The organism is Spirosoma flavus, from assembly GCF_054778555.1.
Genome location: NZ_BAAGZL010000003.1, coordinates 742493 through 760456, shown reverse-complemented (window position 1 = coordinate 760456; position 17964 = coordinate 742493). Strand labels below are relative to the sequence as shown.

General features: G+C 47.8%; 9 protein-coding genes. 5 read left to right on the top strand and 4 right to left on the bottom strand.

Annotated features, from left to right (window positions below):
• Positions 1-158: 158 nt before the first annotated feature.
• The 5 genes from ACYVF1_RS19590 (at position 159) to ACYVF1_RS19570 (ending at position 8474) form a co-directional block, all read left to right on the top strand.
• Positions 159-3191, top strand: a complete 3033-nt coding sequence (locus ACYVF1_RS19590; protein WP_461081939.1) for a SusC/RagA family TonB-linked outer membrane protein — start codon at positions 159-161, stop codon at positions 3189-3191.
• A 25-nt stretch (positions 3192-3216) separates the two neighbouring features.
• Positions 3217-4590, top strand: coding sequence for a RagB/SusD family nutrient uptake outer membrane protein (locus ACYVF1_RS19585; RefSeq protein ID WP_461081937.1), 1374 nt, complete (start codon positions 3217-3219; stop codon positions 4588-4590).
• Between the two features lie 42 nt (positions 4591-4632).
• Positions 4633-5490, top strand: a complete 858-nt coding sequence (locus ACYVF1_RS19580) for a hypothetical protein (RefSeq protein WP_461081935.1) — start codon at positions 4633-4635, stop codon at positions 5488-5490.
• 46 nt (positions 5491-5536) lie between these two features.
• A complete protein-coding gene (locus ACYVF1_RS19575; RefSeq protein ID WP_461081933.1) occupies positions 5537-6025 on the top strand; it encodes a hypothetical protein in 489 nt (162 codons plus the stop codon).
• Positions 6026-6104: 79 nt separating this feature from the next.
• Positions 6105-8474 (top strand): M43 family zinc metalloprotease, encoded by a 2370-nt coding sequence (locus tag ACYVF1_RS19570; protein WP_461081931.1) that lies wholly within the window; start codon positions 6105-6107, stop codon positions 8472-8474.
• Positions 8475-8517: 43 nt separating this feature from the next.
• On the opposite strand, the gene ACYVF1_RS19565 is transcribed toward ACYVF1_RS19570, so the two are convergent.
• From ACYVF1_RS19565 to ACYVF1_RS19550, 4 genes are all read right to left on the bottom strand, one after another.
• On the bottom strand, positions 8518-9231 hold the full coding sequence (locus ACYVF1_RS19565) for a hypothetical protein (RefSeq protein ID WP_461081929.1): 714 nt from the start codon (positions 9229-9231) through the stop codon (positions 8518-8520).
• Positions 9232-9303: 72 nt separating this feature from the next.
• Positions 9304-12612, bottom strand: a complete 3309-nt coding sequence (locus ACYVF1_RS19560; protein WP_461081927.1) for a PA14 domain-containing protein — start codon at positions 12610-12612, stop codon at positions 9304-9306.
• Positions 12613-13154: 542 nt separating this feature from the next.
• Positions 13155-14510, bottom strand: a complete 1356-nt coding sequence (locus tag ACYVF1_RS19555; RefSeq protein ID WP_461081925.1) for a RagB/SusD family nutrient uptake outer membrane protein — start codon at positions 14508-14510, stop codon at positions 13155-13157.
• Between the two features lie 30 nt (positions 14511-14540).
• Positions 14541-17639 (bottom strand): SusC/RagA family TonB-linked outer membrane protein, encoded by a 3099-nt coding sequence (locus ACYVF1_RS19550; protein ID WP_461081923.1) that lies wholly within the window; start codon positions 17637-17639, stop codon positions 14541-14543.
• Positions 17640-17964: the final 325 nt, after the last annotated feature.

The following is a 17964-nucleotide window of genomic DNA, read 5'->3' as shown; positions in this document are numbered from 1 at the left end:
ACAGGATATGGGTATATTGTTACCGCGCTTATACAAACGAGATTATTTTTTTCGTTTGAGAAAATACCAGCTTACTTCGCTTTTTTAGTATATTGTTTGGCCTAAATGGACTAGACTAACTCAACTCTAACGTCTTTATTTGAACTGAATACCTTTACATGAGAAAATTTTACAGCCTTATTTGCTGGTCCGTTTTATTAGCCATACTACCAGGCTGGCTGCTGGCACAGGGGGTACGTATAACAGGTAGAGTTACGTCGACGCAGGACGGACAGCCGATTCCCGGCGTCAATATTGTGGTGAAAGGCACCACCAACGGTGTTAGTACCGACGCCAATGGTAATTACACCATCAACGTAGCAGACAATTCTGCTATTTTACTGCTCACATCCATTGGCCTGGTAACGCAGGAAGTACCGGTTGGTAACCGCACTGTTGTTAACGTCCAGATGCAGGAGTCTATCAACGAGCTGGCGCAGGTGGTCGTCACGGGTTATAATACGACCCAGAAAAAAGACATCACCGGTTCTATTGCGTCCGTTTCCCCCGAAAAATTCAAAGACATTCCCGTTGCCAGCTTCGACCAGGCGTTGCAGGGGCAGGCAGCCGGTGTGCAGGTTTCCCAGTCGTCGGGTACGCCCGGTGGTGGGTTGATGGTACGTATTCGGGGTAATACGTCGATCTCAGCCAGTAACCGCCCTTTGTTTATCGTTGATGGGGTGCCCGTTGAGGATGGTGCGTTGACCGGACGCGATTTCGGTGGACAGACCGACAATGCTTTCTCAATGTTCAATGCCAATGACATTGAGTCGATGGAAGTGTTGAAAGATGCGTCGGCTAAAGCAATTTACGGTTCCCGGGCGGCCAATGGTGTAGTCGTCATTACCACCAAGCGCGGAAAGAATCAGAAAACGTCGTTTACCATTGATGTACAGCGCGGTTTGTCGGAAATCATCCGGCGGCCTGATTTGCTGAATTCTTCTGAACTGCTTGATCTCCAACGGGAAGCCGTAACCAATGCCGGGCAGGATCCCGATAAATTTGGCTTGATAAAGGGCGTAACCGATGCCCAGAATACAGATTGGATTAAATCAATACTTCGACGCGGGGTTTTTCAGCAATACCAGTTATCGACCCGGGGCGGTAACGACCGCACTCAATTTTACATCAGTGGCAGCTATCGCGACGAAGAAGGTGTGCAGCTAAATAGCCAGTTTACGCGCTACACGGGTCAGATCAAACTTGACCACAAAGCCACGTCGCAGCTTTCGTTCGGAACGAACATTACCATCTCGCATGTGAAGAACAAGCGGGTGAAAGGCGATAACTTTCTGGATGGCGTGTATTCTGGAGCTATTAAGAGTCTGCCGTACTACTCGCCCTACAACGAACAAGGTCGGCTTTATGGCCCCAACGATCCAGAATACGGTGGTTTCCCGAATTTCAATCCGGTAGCGCAGGCGTTGTTACCCCGTTTCAATACGTATACCGATAAGCTGCTGGCGGGCGTTTATGCCGAATATGAATTCATTCAGAACCTGCGTTTCCGCTCAAAGCTCAGCATCGATTATAACAACGTAACGGAAGATCAGTACGAATCCTCGCAGACGGCTATTGGCGGGTATCTCGAAAGCGTGGGCGGACAGGGTTACGGCGTTTTCAGCAGTACTACGTTGGCTACATTGATCAACACGAATACGTTGACGTATAACTTTCAAAGGGCTGAAAAACACCACTTTAATACGTTACTTGGTTTTGAAGTGCTGCAACGTACCGAACGCGGTGGAAACGTACAGGGACGCCTATTCGCCAGTGATGATTTTACCTACATCAATTCGGCCGGTATTGTGGATCAGGGTGGCTCAGCCGTTGCCAACAGCGGCCTTTTGTCGACGTTTGCCGAACTCCGTTATGATTATAACGACCGCTATCTGGCTACGTTGACAGCCCGCTACGATGGGTCGTCTCGTTTTGGTCAGAGTCGTCGGTTTGGTTTGTTTCCATCAGCATCGGTGGCCTGGCGGTTATCGGGCGAGCCATTTATGGAGCAGTTCCGCTTCCTTAACGACCTGAAAATTCGGGCGAGCTACGGCTTTACTGGCAATGAACGTATCGGCGACTTCCAATTCTTAGGTACTTGGGCGTCTAATACGTACAGTGGCGCCACGGGCGTAGGTCCAGCCGCGCTGGCCAACCCAACCCTTCAGTGGGAACGTACCCGAGAAGCTAACATTGGCTTTGATGCATCGTTTTTCAACGGGCGACTGAGTGTTACGGTCGATGCTTACGACAACATGACCGACAAACTCCTGTTTGCGCAACCGATTCCGCAGACTACCGGATTTAGCTCGGTTCAGGGAAACATTGGTAAAGTATCGAATCGCGGTGTTGAACTTACTATTTCGACGGTCAATACAAACGGCCCCGTTCGCTGGACCACCGATTTGAATCTATCGCATAACGACAATAAAGTTGTCGAGCTGGCCAGCAAGGAACCTGTTTTCCGGGGCTATCAGGGAAATGGCGTTTCAAACACGAACGTTATTTTGCCCGGCCAGCCGCTTGGTACGTTCTGGGGACTTAAGTTTTTAGGCGTTGACCCGGCCACTGGAAATGCGATTTACGACGATAAAAACGGCGATGGACGTATCAGCCCGGATGATGGACAGGTAATTGGCAACGCGCAACCCAAACTATACGGAGGTTTGACGAACAAAGTGTCTTGGAAAGGCATTGACCTGAGCGTATTTTTTCAGGGCTCGCTTGGCAACAAAGTACTCAATTTCACGAACGTAACGTTGTTAAATACCGGCGCCGATTTGCAGAATAATCAGTCGCGACAAGCGCTTAAACGCTGGCGGAAAGAAGGCGATATTACGAGCGTTCCAAAGTATGTTTATCAGGATACGTATAATAATTACCTGAGCAGCCGATTCCTGGAGGATGGTTCGTTCCTGCGCCTAAAGAACGTAACGCTGGGCTACAACTTACCGAAAAAGTGGGTAAGCAAAGCTAAAATTACCAATACCCGGATTTATGCATCGGCTACTAATATCTGGACGTTGACCCGCTATTCGGGACCAGACCCGGAAGTGAGCACGCTCGATGGATCGACGGCCGCTCAGGGAATCGACTTTTTTACGTTGCCGCAGGTTAAAACCGTAATCGTGGGCCTGTCTTTAAATTTTTAATTCGCGTTGTGTGCGGTATCTCAATATGACTCAATTCATTCGATATAGCCTTGCCATTCTGCTGATTAGCCTGGCTTCGTGTCAGCAGGTGCTCGAGCCACAACCCACTACGTTGCTGGTCGATAATCTGGTTCTGAACGAACCTAATGATGTACAGCCCGTTCGTATTGGACTTTACAGCGCCTTACGTAGTATGTCGGCTCCCAACATCATGGCGGGCGATTTTACGGCCGATTACGTTCAGGCCAATGGTACGTTTACCGATAACATTGAATTTGGTACCAAACGTATCACGGCTACCAACGGCATTGTAGACGCCTTGTGGGTGAGCATTTTTCGGACTGTTTACATTGCCAATTTTATACTGGAACGCTTGCCGGCCATTACTAATATATCGGATGCTACCCGCAAAACGGTGACGGCCGAAGCTCGGTTTATGCGAGGCTGGGCCAACTTTATCGGGGCTTATACGTACGGCGATTTACCGAAAGTAACCACAACGGACCCTGTATTGAATCGGACGGTACCGCGGGTGGCAAAGGCTACTATTCTGGCGTCGGTACTCGAAGATTATCAGGCTGCTTTGACCGATCTGCCCAACGTAACATCGGCTTCAACAAATGCCACCAATAATGCTACGTATCTGAATAAAGTGAACTGCCGCGCGGCAATGGCCCGGTATTATTTATACCTGAAAAACTGGGCGCAGGCAGAGGATTTGTCGACGCAGGTGATCAATACAAATGTTTACAAGTTTGAGCCGGACTATGCCAACGTCATCACGAAAGACTTTATTGCCGAGTCGATTCTTGAGGTTGGCTATAACCTCTCCGATGATCCTGGTACAAGCGCTACTAGCCTGAATAACCTGCTGGTCGGCCGCCGGGAAATCATTCCCTCTAACCAGTACGTTAGCCTGATGATTTCGGCTGAAGCTGGTACGCGTCGGGAAACCATTACGTTCGACGCGCAGCAGCAGCGTGGTAATGACAACGGCTGGACTGTCCGGAAATATGGAACCGCGTCGGAAGACAATAATAACATTGTGTTGATGCGTCTCGCCGAAATGTATCTGATTCGGGCTGAAGCCAGAGCGCAGCAGAATAAATTGGCCGGTACCAACGGCGCTATTGCCGACCTGAACGCGTTGAGAGCCAGGGCAAAAGCGCCTGGTGTTTCAGTGACGGCCCAAGCCGACGTAATACTGGCGGTTGAGCGCGAACGTATCTACGAGCTGTCTTTTGAAGGGCATCGATGGTATGATTTAGTACGTACCGGTCGGGCGCAGGCTGTCATGTCGGCCTTTTCGCCCAACTGGAATAACCGATTCGAACTCTGGCCCATACCTCAACAGGAAATTCAGCAGAATTCGGCCCTGACCCAGAATCCGGGCTATTAACCATCAGAATCAAGCATAAAGCATTTAGTCGATCTGACGAATATGAAACATATAGACAAACAGCCCTATTCGTTTTCTGCTGGCCGCTGGCTGCTGGTGCTGCTGACTGTTACGTTGGCGGGATGGGGCATCAGCGGTTGCGAAAAACAGGATCTCGATAAGACATTCGAGGGGCCTTACTTCGTTCGATTTACGGACACAACCCTGACCTTTAAGGAAAGTCATAGCCAACCCATTGCTATACAGGTGCATAATGTTGGTCCACAATTAACCGAAGCCATCACCATCAATTATACAGTAAGTGGAACCGCCCGTGAAGGCAAAGATTACACGATTGTCGGTACGAAAGGCAGAGTAGTTATTCCGGCCAACAAGAGTACGGGTGCGATCAGTGTGAAGCTTATTAATAACGCCAACAACATTCTGGATTCGCAATCGCTGACCTTTACGTTGACCAGCGTGTCGCCGGCTTCGTTGCAGGTTGGTTTCGGGAAAGGTGAAGTGCCCGTTGGCAAAACCTTTAAACTGGTAATTCAGGACGACTGCCTGTTTGGTGGTTCGTATACCGGTGTGGGCAAAGTGGGCAATCAGAACTACACAATTTCAGACGCGGAGATAACCAGTACCGATTGCAAAACCTACACCCTGAAAAACTGGAACATTGGCCTGCTGGATTTCAACGCCATTAAACCAACGCTCACGTTTGTCGATAATGGTGATAATTCGCTGACGATACCTTCGCAGACGAGTACGGAACTGAACTCAACCGACCGAATTTCAGGGACAGGAGCCTGGAATCCTGTAGACCGTAAGATTACCCTAAATCTTCAGTTTACGCTTCGAATGACCAACGGTAAAGACACTACTATTACGTACCCACAAACATATACACCTAAATGAAAAACAACGTACCGGCTTTCGAGCAGTACGTTTAATAAGCCTGATTATGCGACAATTACTACGTCTAATTTTCATTCCAGGTATTGTTTGGGTGCTGGGTGGATGCACCGAAAAACTGGAACCTAAACTTCCTACATATTCACGAATTTTGACCGGCACTGAGAAGAAAACCTGGAAAACAGTATCGTTTCAGATTATTGATGATGGGCAGGCTTCGTCAGTGATTCCAATTACTCAAAGTGGTGTGGATAACTGTATTACCGATGATTTACTCACGTTTTACGCAAACGCAGAGCATAAATTGGAAGCCAGCGAGGGAGCGACGAAATGCACATCAACAGATCCGGATATATACGTAACGGACAACTGGGCGCTGGTGAACGCCAACGCTACGCTGGAATTTTACCTGCCTATATTAAACGGTAAATATCCGTGGACCATTAAAAATCTGACGGAGACGTCGTTGACCATCGAATATTATTTTCAGGATATCAACGCCAGTTACCGTTTTACGTTGAACTCAACAACAAAGTAACGCGGCTATGTCCGCAATAAACGTTTATCGACAAAGCAAGGCAAGGCTACGTCATAAACACCCTCAACTAATCAGGCGTATGTTACGATTATTACTCAGTTTGCTAGTGTGTGCGCTTCTGTCGATCAGCGTATTTGCGCAGACGCCCGTTCGCCAGCAGTGCGTAACCATGGAAATGGACAGCCTGCTACGTGCCCGGCATCCAGAACTTGGTACTCTCAACGATTTTGAGCGGGATTTACAAGTGAAAATGCTCGAAATCAAAAAGAAAATGCAGGCGGGGCGGTTAGCCGCTACGGTCATTACCATCCCGATCATTGTTCACGTTGTTCATAATGGAGAGGCCATTGGCTCCGGACGTAACATCAGTTTGTCGCAGGTGCAATCGCAACTAGCCACGCTGAATGAAGATTTTCGCCGGAGAGTGAACACGCGTGGGTATAATACGAACCCTGTCGGGGCCGACATCGAAATTGAATTCTGTCCGGCCGTTGTGAACCAGCAGGGACAAACAATTGCTGAGCCTGGCGTCGACCGTATTAATGGCAACCGGGCCAACTGGAACCGGAATGATATTGAAGGTGTATTGAAACCCAGTTCATACTGGGACCCCGACAAGTATTACAACGTTTGGGTTGTCGACCTAAACGAACCCGTAGCAGGAGGAGGTTCGGTGCTTGGTTATGCGCAGTTTCCCAGCCAATCGAATCTGCCAGGTATTCCGACTTCGGCTCCGGGTAGTACCGATGGTGTTGTTATCGATTATCGCTCGTTCGGCAATTCCGAAAAAGGTAATTTTCCAACCATGCGCGCTACGTATAATCTTGGCCGTACACTTACGCACGAAACGGGACACTGGCTTGGACTGCGTCACATTTGGGGCGACGCTAACTGTGGTGACGATTTTTGCGCCGATACTCCACCCCAAGCTTCGGAAAGCCGGGGTTGCCAGCCCGGTCGGGTTAGCTGCGGAAGCACAAACATGGTGCAGAACTATATGGACTATTCGGACGACGCATGCATGAATATTTTCACGCTCGATCAGAAAGCCCGTATCCGCGCGGTTATGGATGTTAGCCCGCGCCGGAGCAGTCTGCTGTCATCGAACGTTTGTGGAACGCAGGTGGCCACGAAACCCATCTCGAATTTTCGCTCTGAAACACGCCGGGTGTTGTTAGGCGGACAGGTCCGCTTTACTGATTTATCGGGTGGATTCCCGACGAGCTGGAGTTGGACATTTGAAGGTGGCACGCCTTCAACATCAAACCAGCAGAACCCGGTTGTCACGTATACGCAACCCGGTAAGTTTAAAGTGACGCTGGTGACCTCGAACGCGGCCGGCCAGTCGGACCCACTGGAGCGAGTCGAATACATCGAAGTACTAAACCAGGGCTTGTGTGCGGAAATAACCAACTTCAATGGTACGCCAACCGTATTGCCTGAACCAAATGGACGCGGTTACGTAGCAGGGCAGAACAGTAAACAGAGTCAGGCTGTTTCGGAGTTTTTTGATAATTCATTGGGGTACAGCAATCTGGCAGGCGCTGCGTTACGTTTCGGCGTAGCTAAAGCGGCAAAAGGAGCAACTACCGAATCAGTAGTAACCGTAACCGTCTGGAACGGGCGCGGTTTCCAAAATGGGCCGGGCGCTATACTGGAGCAAAAAGATGTTCCACTGAAAGATATTCTGAACGACGTAGCAGCTAACCGCCCTACCATCGTTACGTTCGACCGGAACGTACCGTTGAGTGGGCTGCCTTTCCATATTGGTGTTACGTTGCCCTACGCAGCTGGTGATACGGTTGCGCTGGTGACCACCAAAAATGGTGAATCGCTTTTTGCTACCGCCTGGCGGCAGAATAAACAAGGTAGCTGGCTACGTTATGCGGATAGCTTGGGATTAAACGTAGCGCACAACGTAACGGCGCGGATCGGTATGAAAACGTCGGTACAGGTAGCTGCATCGGCCATATTTATAAATCCGGGCGAAACCGTTACGTTGAATGCCCGTGGAGCTGGTATTTATAACTGGTCGGGCACAGGACTGAATACGAATTTAGGACCGCAGGTAGTAGCCAGTCCCACGCAGACAACGTCTTACACGGTATCCGGTTCTGGTTCTGATTTGTGCAGTACGTCGGCGGTGGTAACGATCAACGTCCGGGCAGGAACCGTTACGTCTACCACGCCCCCATCGGAACAGGCTCTACTGATAACCCCCAACCCCAGCGACGGCCAGATGATGGTATCATTCACCAGTCCGTTACGTGGCGCCCTGACGCTCGGTGTCCGAAATGTAAACGGCGCCGAACTGATACGTCAGAATCACCAAAAAACGTCCGATACGTTCCAGCAAACCCTCGACATACGAAACGTAGCAGCCGGTTTCTATTTCGTCGAAATTAGGATAGGAGAGCAGGTATTCAGAAAACGAGTAGTGAAGCAGTAAACGTAGCAGGGGCCGGATTTCAGAAATCCGGCCCCTGCTACGTTTAATGAAGCTCTACTTTTTGAATACCCCAACGCGGGTTATTCAATTCATTGAGGACTAACTTTAGGGCTTCACCTGCTGCTGATCCCGTATCCATCCGAAACACAAAATATTCACCCTTATGTCCATGAGGGTAAAAATTGTGAATATACCCTTTCCTACGAGATTGATCCAAATCAGCCTGATGATTCCAGTTGCTACGTAAGGTTTCTATTCGATTCGTGAGTTGCTCTATTACCGATGAGTCTTGCACCTGCACGTAAAATTCTACGTCTAATGAAGCAGTATCTATGTAATCAACAAATGGATAGTTCAGATACAGCCCTAACTTTTTGGCCAGATCAACAGGTTTTTTTGGGGTGGGTAGCAGACTCGGAAGAATTAATTGTAACCAGAGAAAATGGACGTCATCTTGTGAAATTTCATCAGATGGAAGTACTAACTTTTTTAGGTATTTATGTTTCCAGGAAATAACCGCTTCACCTGCAAAGTTCGCAACTAAACGGGGACTTGCTTTTAGTAAAGCCTCGCCAGTTTGCTCAACGTAACTTAAATCGTCTTGAAATTCGATAAATAGGAAGCGTACATCAAACTCTTTATTCATTAATTTACTGTACTCACTTCGCAATTCTTTATCCATCAAAGTCAAGAATGATTTTGATGGCTTGTAGCGATATTCAAAATCAGACAACCATTTAAGATTACTTTTTGCCATGTCTAAATTGAGAATTATTAAAATCGAATTGAGTGCAAAGAAGGGCTCTTCTTTGCACTCAATTCGATTACTTTATTGTAAAGCAACGCTGATTAATATAGCTCCAGATGCGGCTAGGGCTGCCGCTGGAATTGTTGCTGTACCTACACTAGCAATCTCACTGATAATACCAGTTGTTACCTCTACAATACCGATTCCTATCAGAGCTCCGATTAGATTAGGGTTGGCCCTTACAAAATTAGTAGCTAAGTTTTTAGCGTCGTCTAAATTTAATGCCATTTGTTGCAGTAACTCTTTGAGCTTTTGCCAATCATTTTCAGTTACTGCGACAGGAGCGTTTACGGGGATAGTACCAATAAGATCATATGTAATAACTCCTCCCTCTGGCACTCTATCATCTAGGTATACGACCAGTTTTTTATTTGGAGTGATCCAAGGAAGTTCAATCTTTCTTGGGAAACTTGTTCCTTTACGCCAATTTCTGGCTGAATTGCAATACAAGGCAGCGTTGGCAATATAACGTTCTATTTCGATAACGCCTTGGTCTTTACCAACTACGCTCTTTATTTCAAAGATTTCCGATGTACTTAAATTGACTATATCTGCAAAACCAGTACCGCCATTTGGGCCACTTTGGGGAATTGAATATTCTAATTCTACCTGTTCATTAGCATGCACCTGTTTATAGTATGTCTGAATTATGTAGTGGGCTGCAACTCCATTCCCTTTATAATCATCATCGCCATCTGTAAAATTAGATGGGTAGCCATATCTGTCTGTTCCTTTACAGGATTCAGGTTTCTTAATAGGCGGATTTCTGGGATCAACTGGGTATGGATAATCTCCCCCCGGATTACCTGTCGTGGGCTTACTGCAATCGCTGGATGTTGTTCGGGTTCCAATTGGATTCGGATTGTAGATTGGCATGACCATCACCGAAAGAGGACGCCCTGTTTTTAAGTGATCTGGAATCTCCCAGACAAATCCACAATCAATCGGAATATTCGGATTATTAAAGTACGCCCGTATGTTCGGTCTCGATTCCTGATTAGCTTTTATAGTAGCCACTTTATTGAATTGCCCGTAAATATTAGTCGCATAAATATCCAGATAGGCGTATCCACCTGCATTAGCAAAGGCCCAACCAGAAATTTTCTGACAATCTATCTGTTCAAAATCGGCCGTAGTTGGAATTTGCTGGTCAGGGAAAGTTGGTGTACTTGGATTTGGATTGCCGGGATTGCCACCTCCACCTTCTGGATTTGATGGATTCCCTGGATTATTAGGTCCACCAGGATCGGGTATATAAATAGGGGGAAGGTAAGTAGGGCCGGTAGGATTACCACCTGATGATCCACCGCCACAATCATCCTGATCATCGCTATCTTGTGCCCTTGGTTTTGGTGTTTTAGGAATTTTAGGGCTAAGATTGGGGCACCTTGTCGGGTTTTTAGGCCAGGGCCAGATGCGTAAATTAGTGGCATATAACTTAGTCGTTGCATCCGTACGGATAATTAATCCATCAATCTGATAGTCATACACAGTGCCTACGTTAGCAACAAAATCATTGGAAGTGGGCAGAGAATAAAGTCGACAACTGGGGATAATTTGTAATCCCTGCCCGGGGTATTCCCAATAGAGCTGCGCTTGCGCTGCACCACCAAAATCGACGAAATCAACGACTACACTGTATTTCTGGCCTGCATTCAAATAAATACTACCTTGTTGCCAGGTAGGACCATGCCCGTTCCAATCATCAATAAGTAATTGCCCGTTTACCCATAGCCGAGTGCCATCATCATTGTTGGTTTTGAATGTATAATTACCACTGACTGGTGCTTCTACCTGCCCAAACCAACGCACCGAGAAACCATCATCGCTGACAACTCCCGGTATCGGTGATCCGCCCCAGGTGAAATTGAGTTGAGCATCGTTTCTAACTGCTACCAGGTTTTGTGCTAAGTCATTGCTGTTCGTGTAGAAACCCGTAAGACCATTTCCTGTGCCGCAGCCGCTGGATGGCGGATTCGGATTAGATGGTAGATTCGTAGAACCGTTTCGTGGGTCATTCTCCGCGAAACAGCCTATCCGGCTGGGGTCGAAGCCAGCAGCCTGAAGCCAGTGCTGTGGTTTGAAACCCTGAGAGGCATCCTGGTAAGCAGCAAACAGAATGCCGTTGTAGTAATGGGCGTAAATCTGCTCGTTGTAGAACGAGAACAGAAATTGGGCTTCGCTAAATCCGCAGTTTCCCGTAGCCGGTGGATTAGGGTTGCTGGGTGGGTTGGACGTAGTAGGCGGATTCGATGTGCCCGAACTCAGATTGCAACTGGTGGTAAAACTAATCGAAATCTGGTTGCCTGACTGGCTGGCATTTCCGCTTACGCTACGTCCCTGACGCGCGTCACTTGGAAACGTGTGCGTCGCTACGTTGTTGGCATACATGGTTCCAGCAAATATGCCAGGTAGTACTACGTTAATTGGCGATCCGTCACCACCCGTCATCTGGTATTGTAATACGCCTGAGTTACAGTCATAACTCACAATCTGGAAGGCCAGACTCCCGCCCGATGGTGGATTGGGATTGCTGGGCGGGTTCGACGTAGGCGGTGGGTTAGAGCCGCCCGAAGTCAGGTTGCAACTGGTGGTGAAGTTGACTGAAATCTGGTTGCCTGACTGATTCGCGTTTCCACTCACACTACGTCCGGTGCGGGCATCGCCGGGGAAGGTGTGTGTTGCTAGGTTATCAGCGTACATAGTGCCGGCGAAGATGCCGGGGAGTACTACGTTGATAGGCGAACCATCACCCCCAGTGAATTGATATTGCAACGTACCTGAGTTACAGTCATAGCTAACAATCTGAAAGGCCAAAGGCCCGGCGCTACGTGCTCCTTTGCTGAAGCGTGCTACGTCGGCGTCGGTTACGTTTACCACTAATCGCCCTTTATCTACGAACAGGCTGGAGGCATCGGCCAGTGCGTGGCTACGTAGCAGCCGGAATTCGTTTTTCGAGCCAACTTTGGTGAAGTAGCCCTTCAGTGTATACGTAACGGTGGGTTTGGCGGCAGAGAGATCGGCACTGACGTAGTCGACGTAATCGCCACTAGTTTGCACGAAGCCTACTGGAAGCAGCACTTTCAGCCGAAACGCATTGGAGCCAGCCATTGTAAACAGCAGGTTAGGGCTGATATTGAGGTAGTATGCAACAATGGTAATCGTGAGAGGTTCGCCCACAGCTACCTGCTGCTTGTCTGCTTTGAGGGTAAAACGGATGGGGTCATTCGTTTGTGGACGGCCTAGGAATTTTGGCGTGGGAACAGCCTTTACATGCTCTTGGGGATTCTCTGACTTTTTAGGATAATTACCATTGTGGGTAAATGACAAAAGGAAAAAGGTGAGAACTGGTAATACTTTAAATAAAATACGGATTGCACGCGCAACAAGTACGTGTTTCATCATAGAATAAAATGGTCGATTTTTGAGAAGAGCAAAAGTAATTTTTAAGCCTTATTAGGATATTATTAAATAGTATAATATGATATATACAGTGACTTGTTTATACTCAATACACTGATTCACGTTATAAAATGGATGAAACCTATCTCTTGTGCTAACTATTATATATTACTTACTTATTCTATTTATTTGCCTTTTGACGATTACAATTCTGTTTTAACGCTCAATAGTTAAATAATGAGTGGGCTTTTTTGTCATTCTAACGAAGGAAGAATCTTAACGTGTCCCCATTAGAGGGTAAAGAAACCTTAAGATTCTTCCTTCGTCAGAATGACAAAAAAACTACTCATGAAAATTTCAAACGTATACTATTCTTCCAAAACAAACGGCTCCGAAATCTTTCAGAGCCGTTTTGATTTTGAGAATTAAAAATTGCGTGCTCTTACGTGGCTGAGCAGGATCAATTTAGCCTAATAACCAGCGTTTTGAACCAATTTCTTGTTCGTGTCGATCTCCCGTTGGGGTATCGGCAACACAAGGTTATTTGCATTGGCAGGCGTTGTGCCCACCGCCGTGCCATTCCGTTTGAGTTCGGGCAGAAGCTGGCCTTCGAACGCTAATTCCAGCTTACGTTCGCGGGCAATCGCATCCAGGTTGAGTTGCGCGGCCGTTAACGGCGTGGCTTTTGCACGGCTTCGGATCAGGTTTATGTCGGCAAGTGGAGTCGCACCAACGCTGGTATTCAGACGAAGATTGGCTTCGGCCCGAATCAGATACATCTCAGCTAGCCGAACCACCGGAACGTCGCCAAACTGGTCGTTGAATTTGCTGGTGAACGTATTGATACTGGCCTTATTGATAAACTGCCCACGCACGTCGTTGGCTTCATACAATTGCAAGAAAGCCTGTTGCAAGCGAATATCACCCCGTCCCTGATTCAGCGTAGAGGCAAAAAAGGTATTTAGATCATTCACGCCATCCTGTTCCGATACGACTATCTTGAAAATTACTTCAGATTGATTGGTTGCATCAGAGAAAGCATCTCCAAAATTGCCGGTCAGTTGATACGTCCCCGACGTAATTACCCGATTGGCAGCATCACGGGCCGCGGCATAATTCTTTTGCTGGAGATAAACCCGCGCCAACATCGCCTGAGCTGCTCCTTTGGTAGCGAATCCAGTGCCGTTAGCCTGTACGGCGGGCAATTGAGCTTCCGCCTTTGTGAGGTCGCTTATTAGTTGCGTATACACTTCTGCAACTGTATTACGTGCCCGGTAATCGGCATCCGATATCGCTTGAGTTGGCGTTAGCACCAGCGGCACGCCCGGATTTTGAGCGGGTGTACCATCGTTCCAGTCTTTAGCAAAGGCTTTAACCAGTTCGAAATATAGAGCACTCCGAATGAAAAGAGCTTGTCCCTCAACATTACCCCGGTTCGCTTCGCTGACTTTACTTAATGCAGTCAGTACGCTGTTGGCCCTATTGATCGTACTATATCCAAATAGCCAGAAATCGCGCACCACCGTGTTCGACGTAGTAACCGCTTTTTGTGCCAACTCAGATAATGACGAATACGTACCGGCAAAGACAACGTCACGATTATTTCCGATTAATTCGCTGATGTATTGAATACCACCACCATACAGATTAATGTCGCTCAGTCCGTCATACGTACCGGTCAGTGTAATAACGACATCCTGCTCGGTATTAAGTGCCTGTGAAGCATCAATACTTTGCGTCGGAGAAACATCCAGACGTCCGGCGCAGGCCGTGACAAGCATCGTTGTCAGACCCGCGAGAAACCAATTTTTTATGAATCTATTCATGACTTAAAAATGCCTAGTGGAGTATGTGGACTAAAAACCAATATTGATACCTCCCGTAATGGTACGTGCCTGCGGTGCTGAGTAAAAATCATAGCCCTGAGCAATGTTCGTCACCGTATCATCAGCATTCACTTCAGGGTCCCAGCCGGTGTATTTAGTAAAGGTTAGCAGGTTCTGGCCCGTTACAAAGAGACGTACCGAATTCAATTTAACCTTGTTTATCAGTGCTCTAGGTAGATTGTAGGCCAACGTAGCGGTACGTAACCGAACAAAGCTTCCGTCCTGAATGTAGCGGCTGGAGGCTTGCGAGCCGTTCGCCCGGTAGAACCGTGCTTCTGGTACGTTTGTGTTGGGGTTCTCGGGTGTCCAGGCGGCTAACTGATCGGCGGTTTGGTTATCTTCGTAAATCCCGTTAGCCGATGAGTACTGACCCACGCCGAAGAAATTGATTTTGTTGCCGAAAATACCGTTGAAAAATACACTCAGACTGAGACCTTTATAGCTGAACGTATTGGTAATACCTCCCGTCCAATTGGGCAGTGGGTTACCAATAATGACACGTTCTGCCGAATTATAAACATTCGTTGTTGTCCGATCAACGGTGCCATCGGAGCTGGTCGTGTTCTTGTACCAGAGCGCATCGCCATTGGCGGGATTCACACCGGCATATTCGCGCGTGAAGAACACGCCCAGCGGCTGACCTTCTACAGCCCGGCTCATGGCCTGGAAACCACCTTCAATTACCTGACCCTGTAGGTTGGTAATCTTGTTTTTGTTCGTGGCAAAGTTCAGGCTCGTTGTCCACCGGAAGTCACCAACCAGGTTTTCGGTGTTGAGTACGAATTCGAAGCCTTTGTTTTCCAGATTACCTACGTTACGGAATTGCGTCGCAAAACCACTCGTGCCTGGTACGTTTACACTCAGCAACAATCCGGAAGTGATTTTCTGATAGTAATCGATTTCGCCGTTGATGCGGTTGTTGAGGAAACCAAAGTCAATCCCTACGTCGGCCTGATCCGTCGTCTCCCATTTCAGGTCGGGGTTAGCCAGTTGCGAAGGCCGTTGACCGGGCAAACCAGCGTACTTGGCATCGCCTGTGTATAGCCCTAATTGGGGGAAGTTTTCAACCGATAGATTCGAGGCCGTCAGAATTTCAGCATTGCCGGTACGTCCATAGCTGGCCCGTAATTTCAGGAAGCTAACCGCATTATTGTTCTTCAGGAAATCTTCTTCTGTTAGCACCCAACCTGCCGAAACTGCCGGGAAAAAACCGTAGCGACTGTTACGTCCAAAACGAGAAGAGCCGTCGACACGAGCACTTAGGCCGACTAAATAGCGGTCGGCGAGTTTGTAGTTGGCCCGCGCAAAATAAGACAGGAACCGGTACTGGGACTGAGAAGATGTACCATCGCTTTTGATGGCGGCACTGGCAATTTGCTGGTAGGCATCCGAAGGAAAATCCCGCCCTTCGATAAAATTGATGTTACGTTCCGATTGCTGGTACGACATCCCCAACGTAGCATCAATGGCGTTACGTCCCAGTTGGGTTGTGTAGCTAAAGAAGTTGTTTGTGTTGTAGTTGTCAACGCGGTTGTAGCGATTCTGACCCAATCCTTGCGGAGCGCTGGAATTACGCGCCGTTTTGCTGTTCCAGTACCTCTCTTCCTGCTGATTCAGAATATCGAGACCAAATTCAGAACGGAACGTAAGCCCTTTCATAATCTGCAACTGACCATACACGCTGCTAATGCTGCGATAAACGGTCGTGTTGAACTTCGTGTTGCCAAGGTTGATCAGCGGGTTGTAATAAAGCGGTATGGTTGCATCGCCAGGAGGGGTGCCGGTTGGTAAACCCGTTGCCGGATCCGTAGCAGGTGTAAGCGGAACCAACGCATTGATTTGCATTGGGTTATCGAACTGGCGGTCGCCCGACAGACGCTTGTTGAGCGTGCGGGTTATGCTCGTATTCACGCCAACTTTGATGCGATTGGAAACCTGATGATCGATATTAATACGTCCTGTATACCGGTTTAGCGCATTTCCGATCAGAACGCCCTTCTGGTCAAGCAGTTGGCCCGAAATATAGAACGACGTTTTTTCGTTTCCGCCGTTCAGGTTTAAGTCGTACTGCTGAAAAGGGGCATCCTGAAAAGCCAGATCTCCCCATTTGGTATCAACCTGATTAGTAGTACCGAACGTACCCAGTGATTGGGCATTAAAGAAATCCTCAATATACGTTGAATACGAATCTGGATCTGCCGGATCAATCTGGCTGATACGGTCGCGGTTAGCGGCTGCACGGCGATAGAATTTTACGTATTCATCAGCATTCAGAAACCGAACTTTATTCGTCGGCGTGCTGGCACCGTACTGAGCACCGAAATTGACGTTTGTTCTGCCTGCTTTTCCTTTCTTGGTCGTAATCAGGATAACGCCATTGGCTGCCCGTGACCCATAAATAGCCGCTGCGGAGGCATCTTTCAAGATATCAATCGACTCAATGTCAAGCGGATTAATATCGGCCAATGGATTCGTTGGGGCGCTGTTGATACTCAGGTTTTCGGTCGTAATAGGAATCCCATCGACAACGTATAGCGGCTGGTTCGATGCCGATACCGACGACTGACCGCGAATGTTAATGCGAACGGCCTGCCCTAACTTACCCGATCCAGCATTAACCTGAACGCCAGCGGCTTTCCCCTGAATAGCCTGGTCGAACGTAGTAACGGGCTGATCCTGAATATCAGATGAGCGGACTTTAGCGATATTACCGGTCAGATCCCGCTTAATTTGCTGGCCATACCCCGTTACAACCACTTCGTTCAGGTTGCGCACATCGGTGGCTAGCTGAACGTTAATCGTCGAACGATCGCCAACGCGCTCCTCAATGGTCGAAAAACCAATAAAGCTGTAAACCAACGTAGCATCATTTTCAACACTGATGCTGTAATTACCGCTGGCGTCGGTTAACGTACCAACTGTTCGGCCTTTCACGGTGATCGACACACCCGGCAAACCAGTGTTGTCGTCCGACGTAGAGACCTTACCCGTAACCGTCCGGGTTTGTGCATAGCTTACCTGAGTAATCAGGAAAAGCAGAGGTAGAATAACACGTAGGAGTTTATTCATATACTTGAGTTTATTTGATGTAACTGTTCGCAAAATAATCAATATAATCAAATATTAAATTAGGATTAATTGCTGAATATATTGTAGATAGGTGACTTGTCGAAACGATACAGTTATATCTTTAGAATATGCAAAATAAACAAAGGTAGATCGAGTATTAGACGTAAGAGCGATGAAAAGTAACGGGCCAACAGAAAACCAGTTTGTGATAAGTACGTCGATTGAAAAAAAACTGGTTGTAAATCTGATCAGGCTTCACCCTGCAACACCGCTTTTTGCACTTTTAGCAGAATTTAAAGGCGCGTTAATCACCAATTAATAATCA

Bases quoted from the DNA above. Each gene is read 5' to 3' on its own strand.
- ACYVF1_RS19575 (WP_461081933.1), top strand. From the start codon at position 5,537: ATGCGACAATTACTACGTCTAATTTTCATTCCAGGTATTGTTTGGGTG.
- ACYVF1_RS19555 (WP_461081925.1), bottom strand. From the start codon at position 14,510: ATGAATAGATTCATAAAAAATTGGTTTCTCGCGGGTCTGACAACGATG.
- ACYVF1_RS19550 (WP_461081923.1), bottom strand. From the start codon at position 17,639: ATGAATAAACTCCTACGTGTTATTCTACCTCTGCTTTTCCTGATTACT.
- ACYVF1_RS19585 (WP_461081937.1), top strand. From the start codon at position 3,217: ATGACTCAATTCATTCGATATAGCCTTGCCATTCTGCTGATTAGCCTG.
- ACYVF1_RS19570 (WP_461081931.1), top strand. From the start codon at position 6,105: ATGTTACGATTATTACTCAGTTTGCTAGTGTGTGCGCTTCTGTCGATC.
- ACYVF1_RS19580 (WP_461081935.1), top strand. From the start codon at position 4,633: ATGAAACATATAGACAAACAGCCCTATTCGTTTTCTGCTGGCCGCTGG.
- ACYVF1_RS19565 (WP_461081929.1), bottom strand. From the start codon at position 9,231: ATGGCAAAAAGTAATCTTAAATGGTTGTCTGATTTTGAATATCGCTAC.
- ACYVF1_RS19590 (WP_461081939.1), top strand. From the start codon at position 159: ATGAGAAAATTTTACAGCCTTATTTGCTGGTCCGTTTTATTAGCCATA.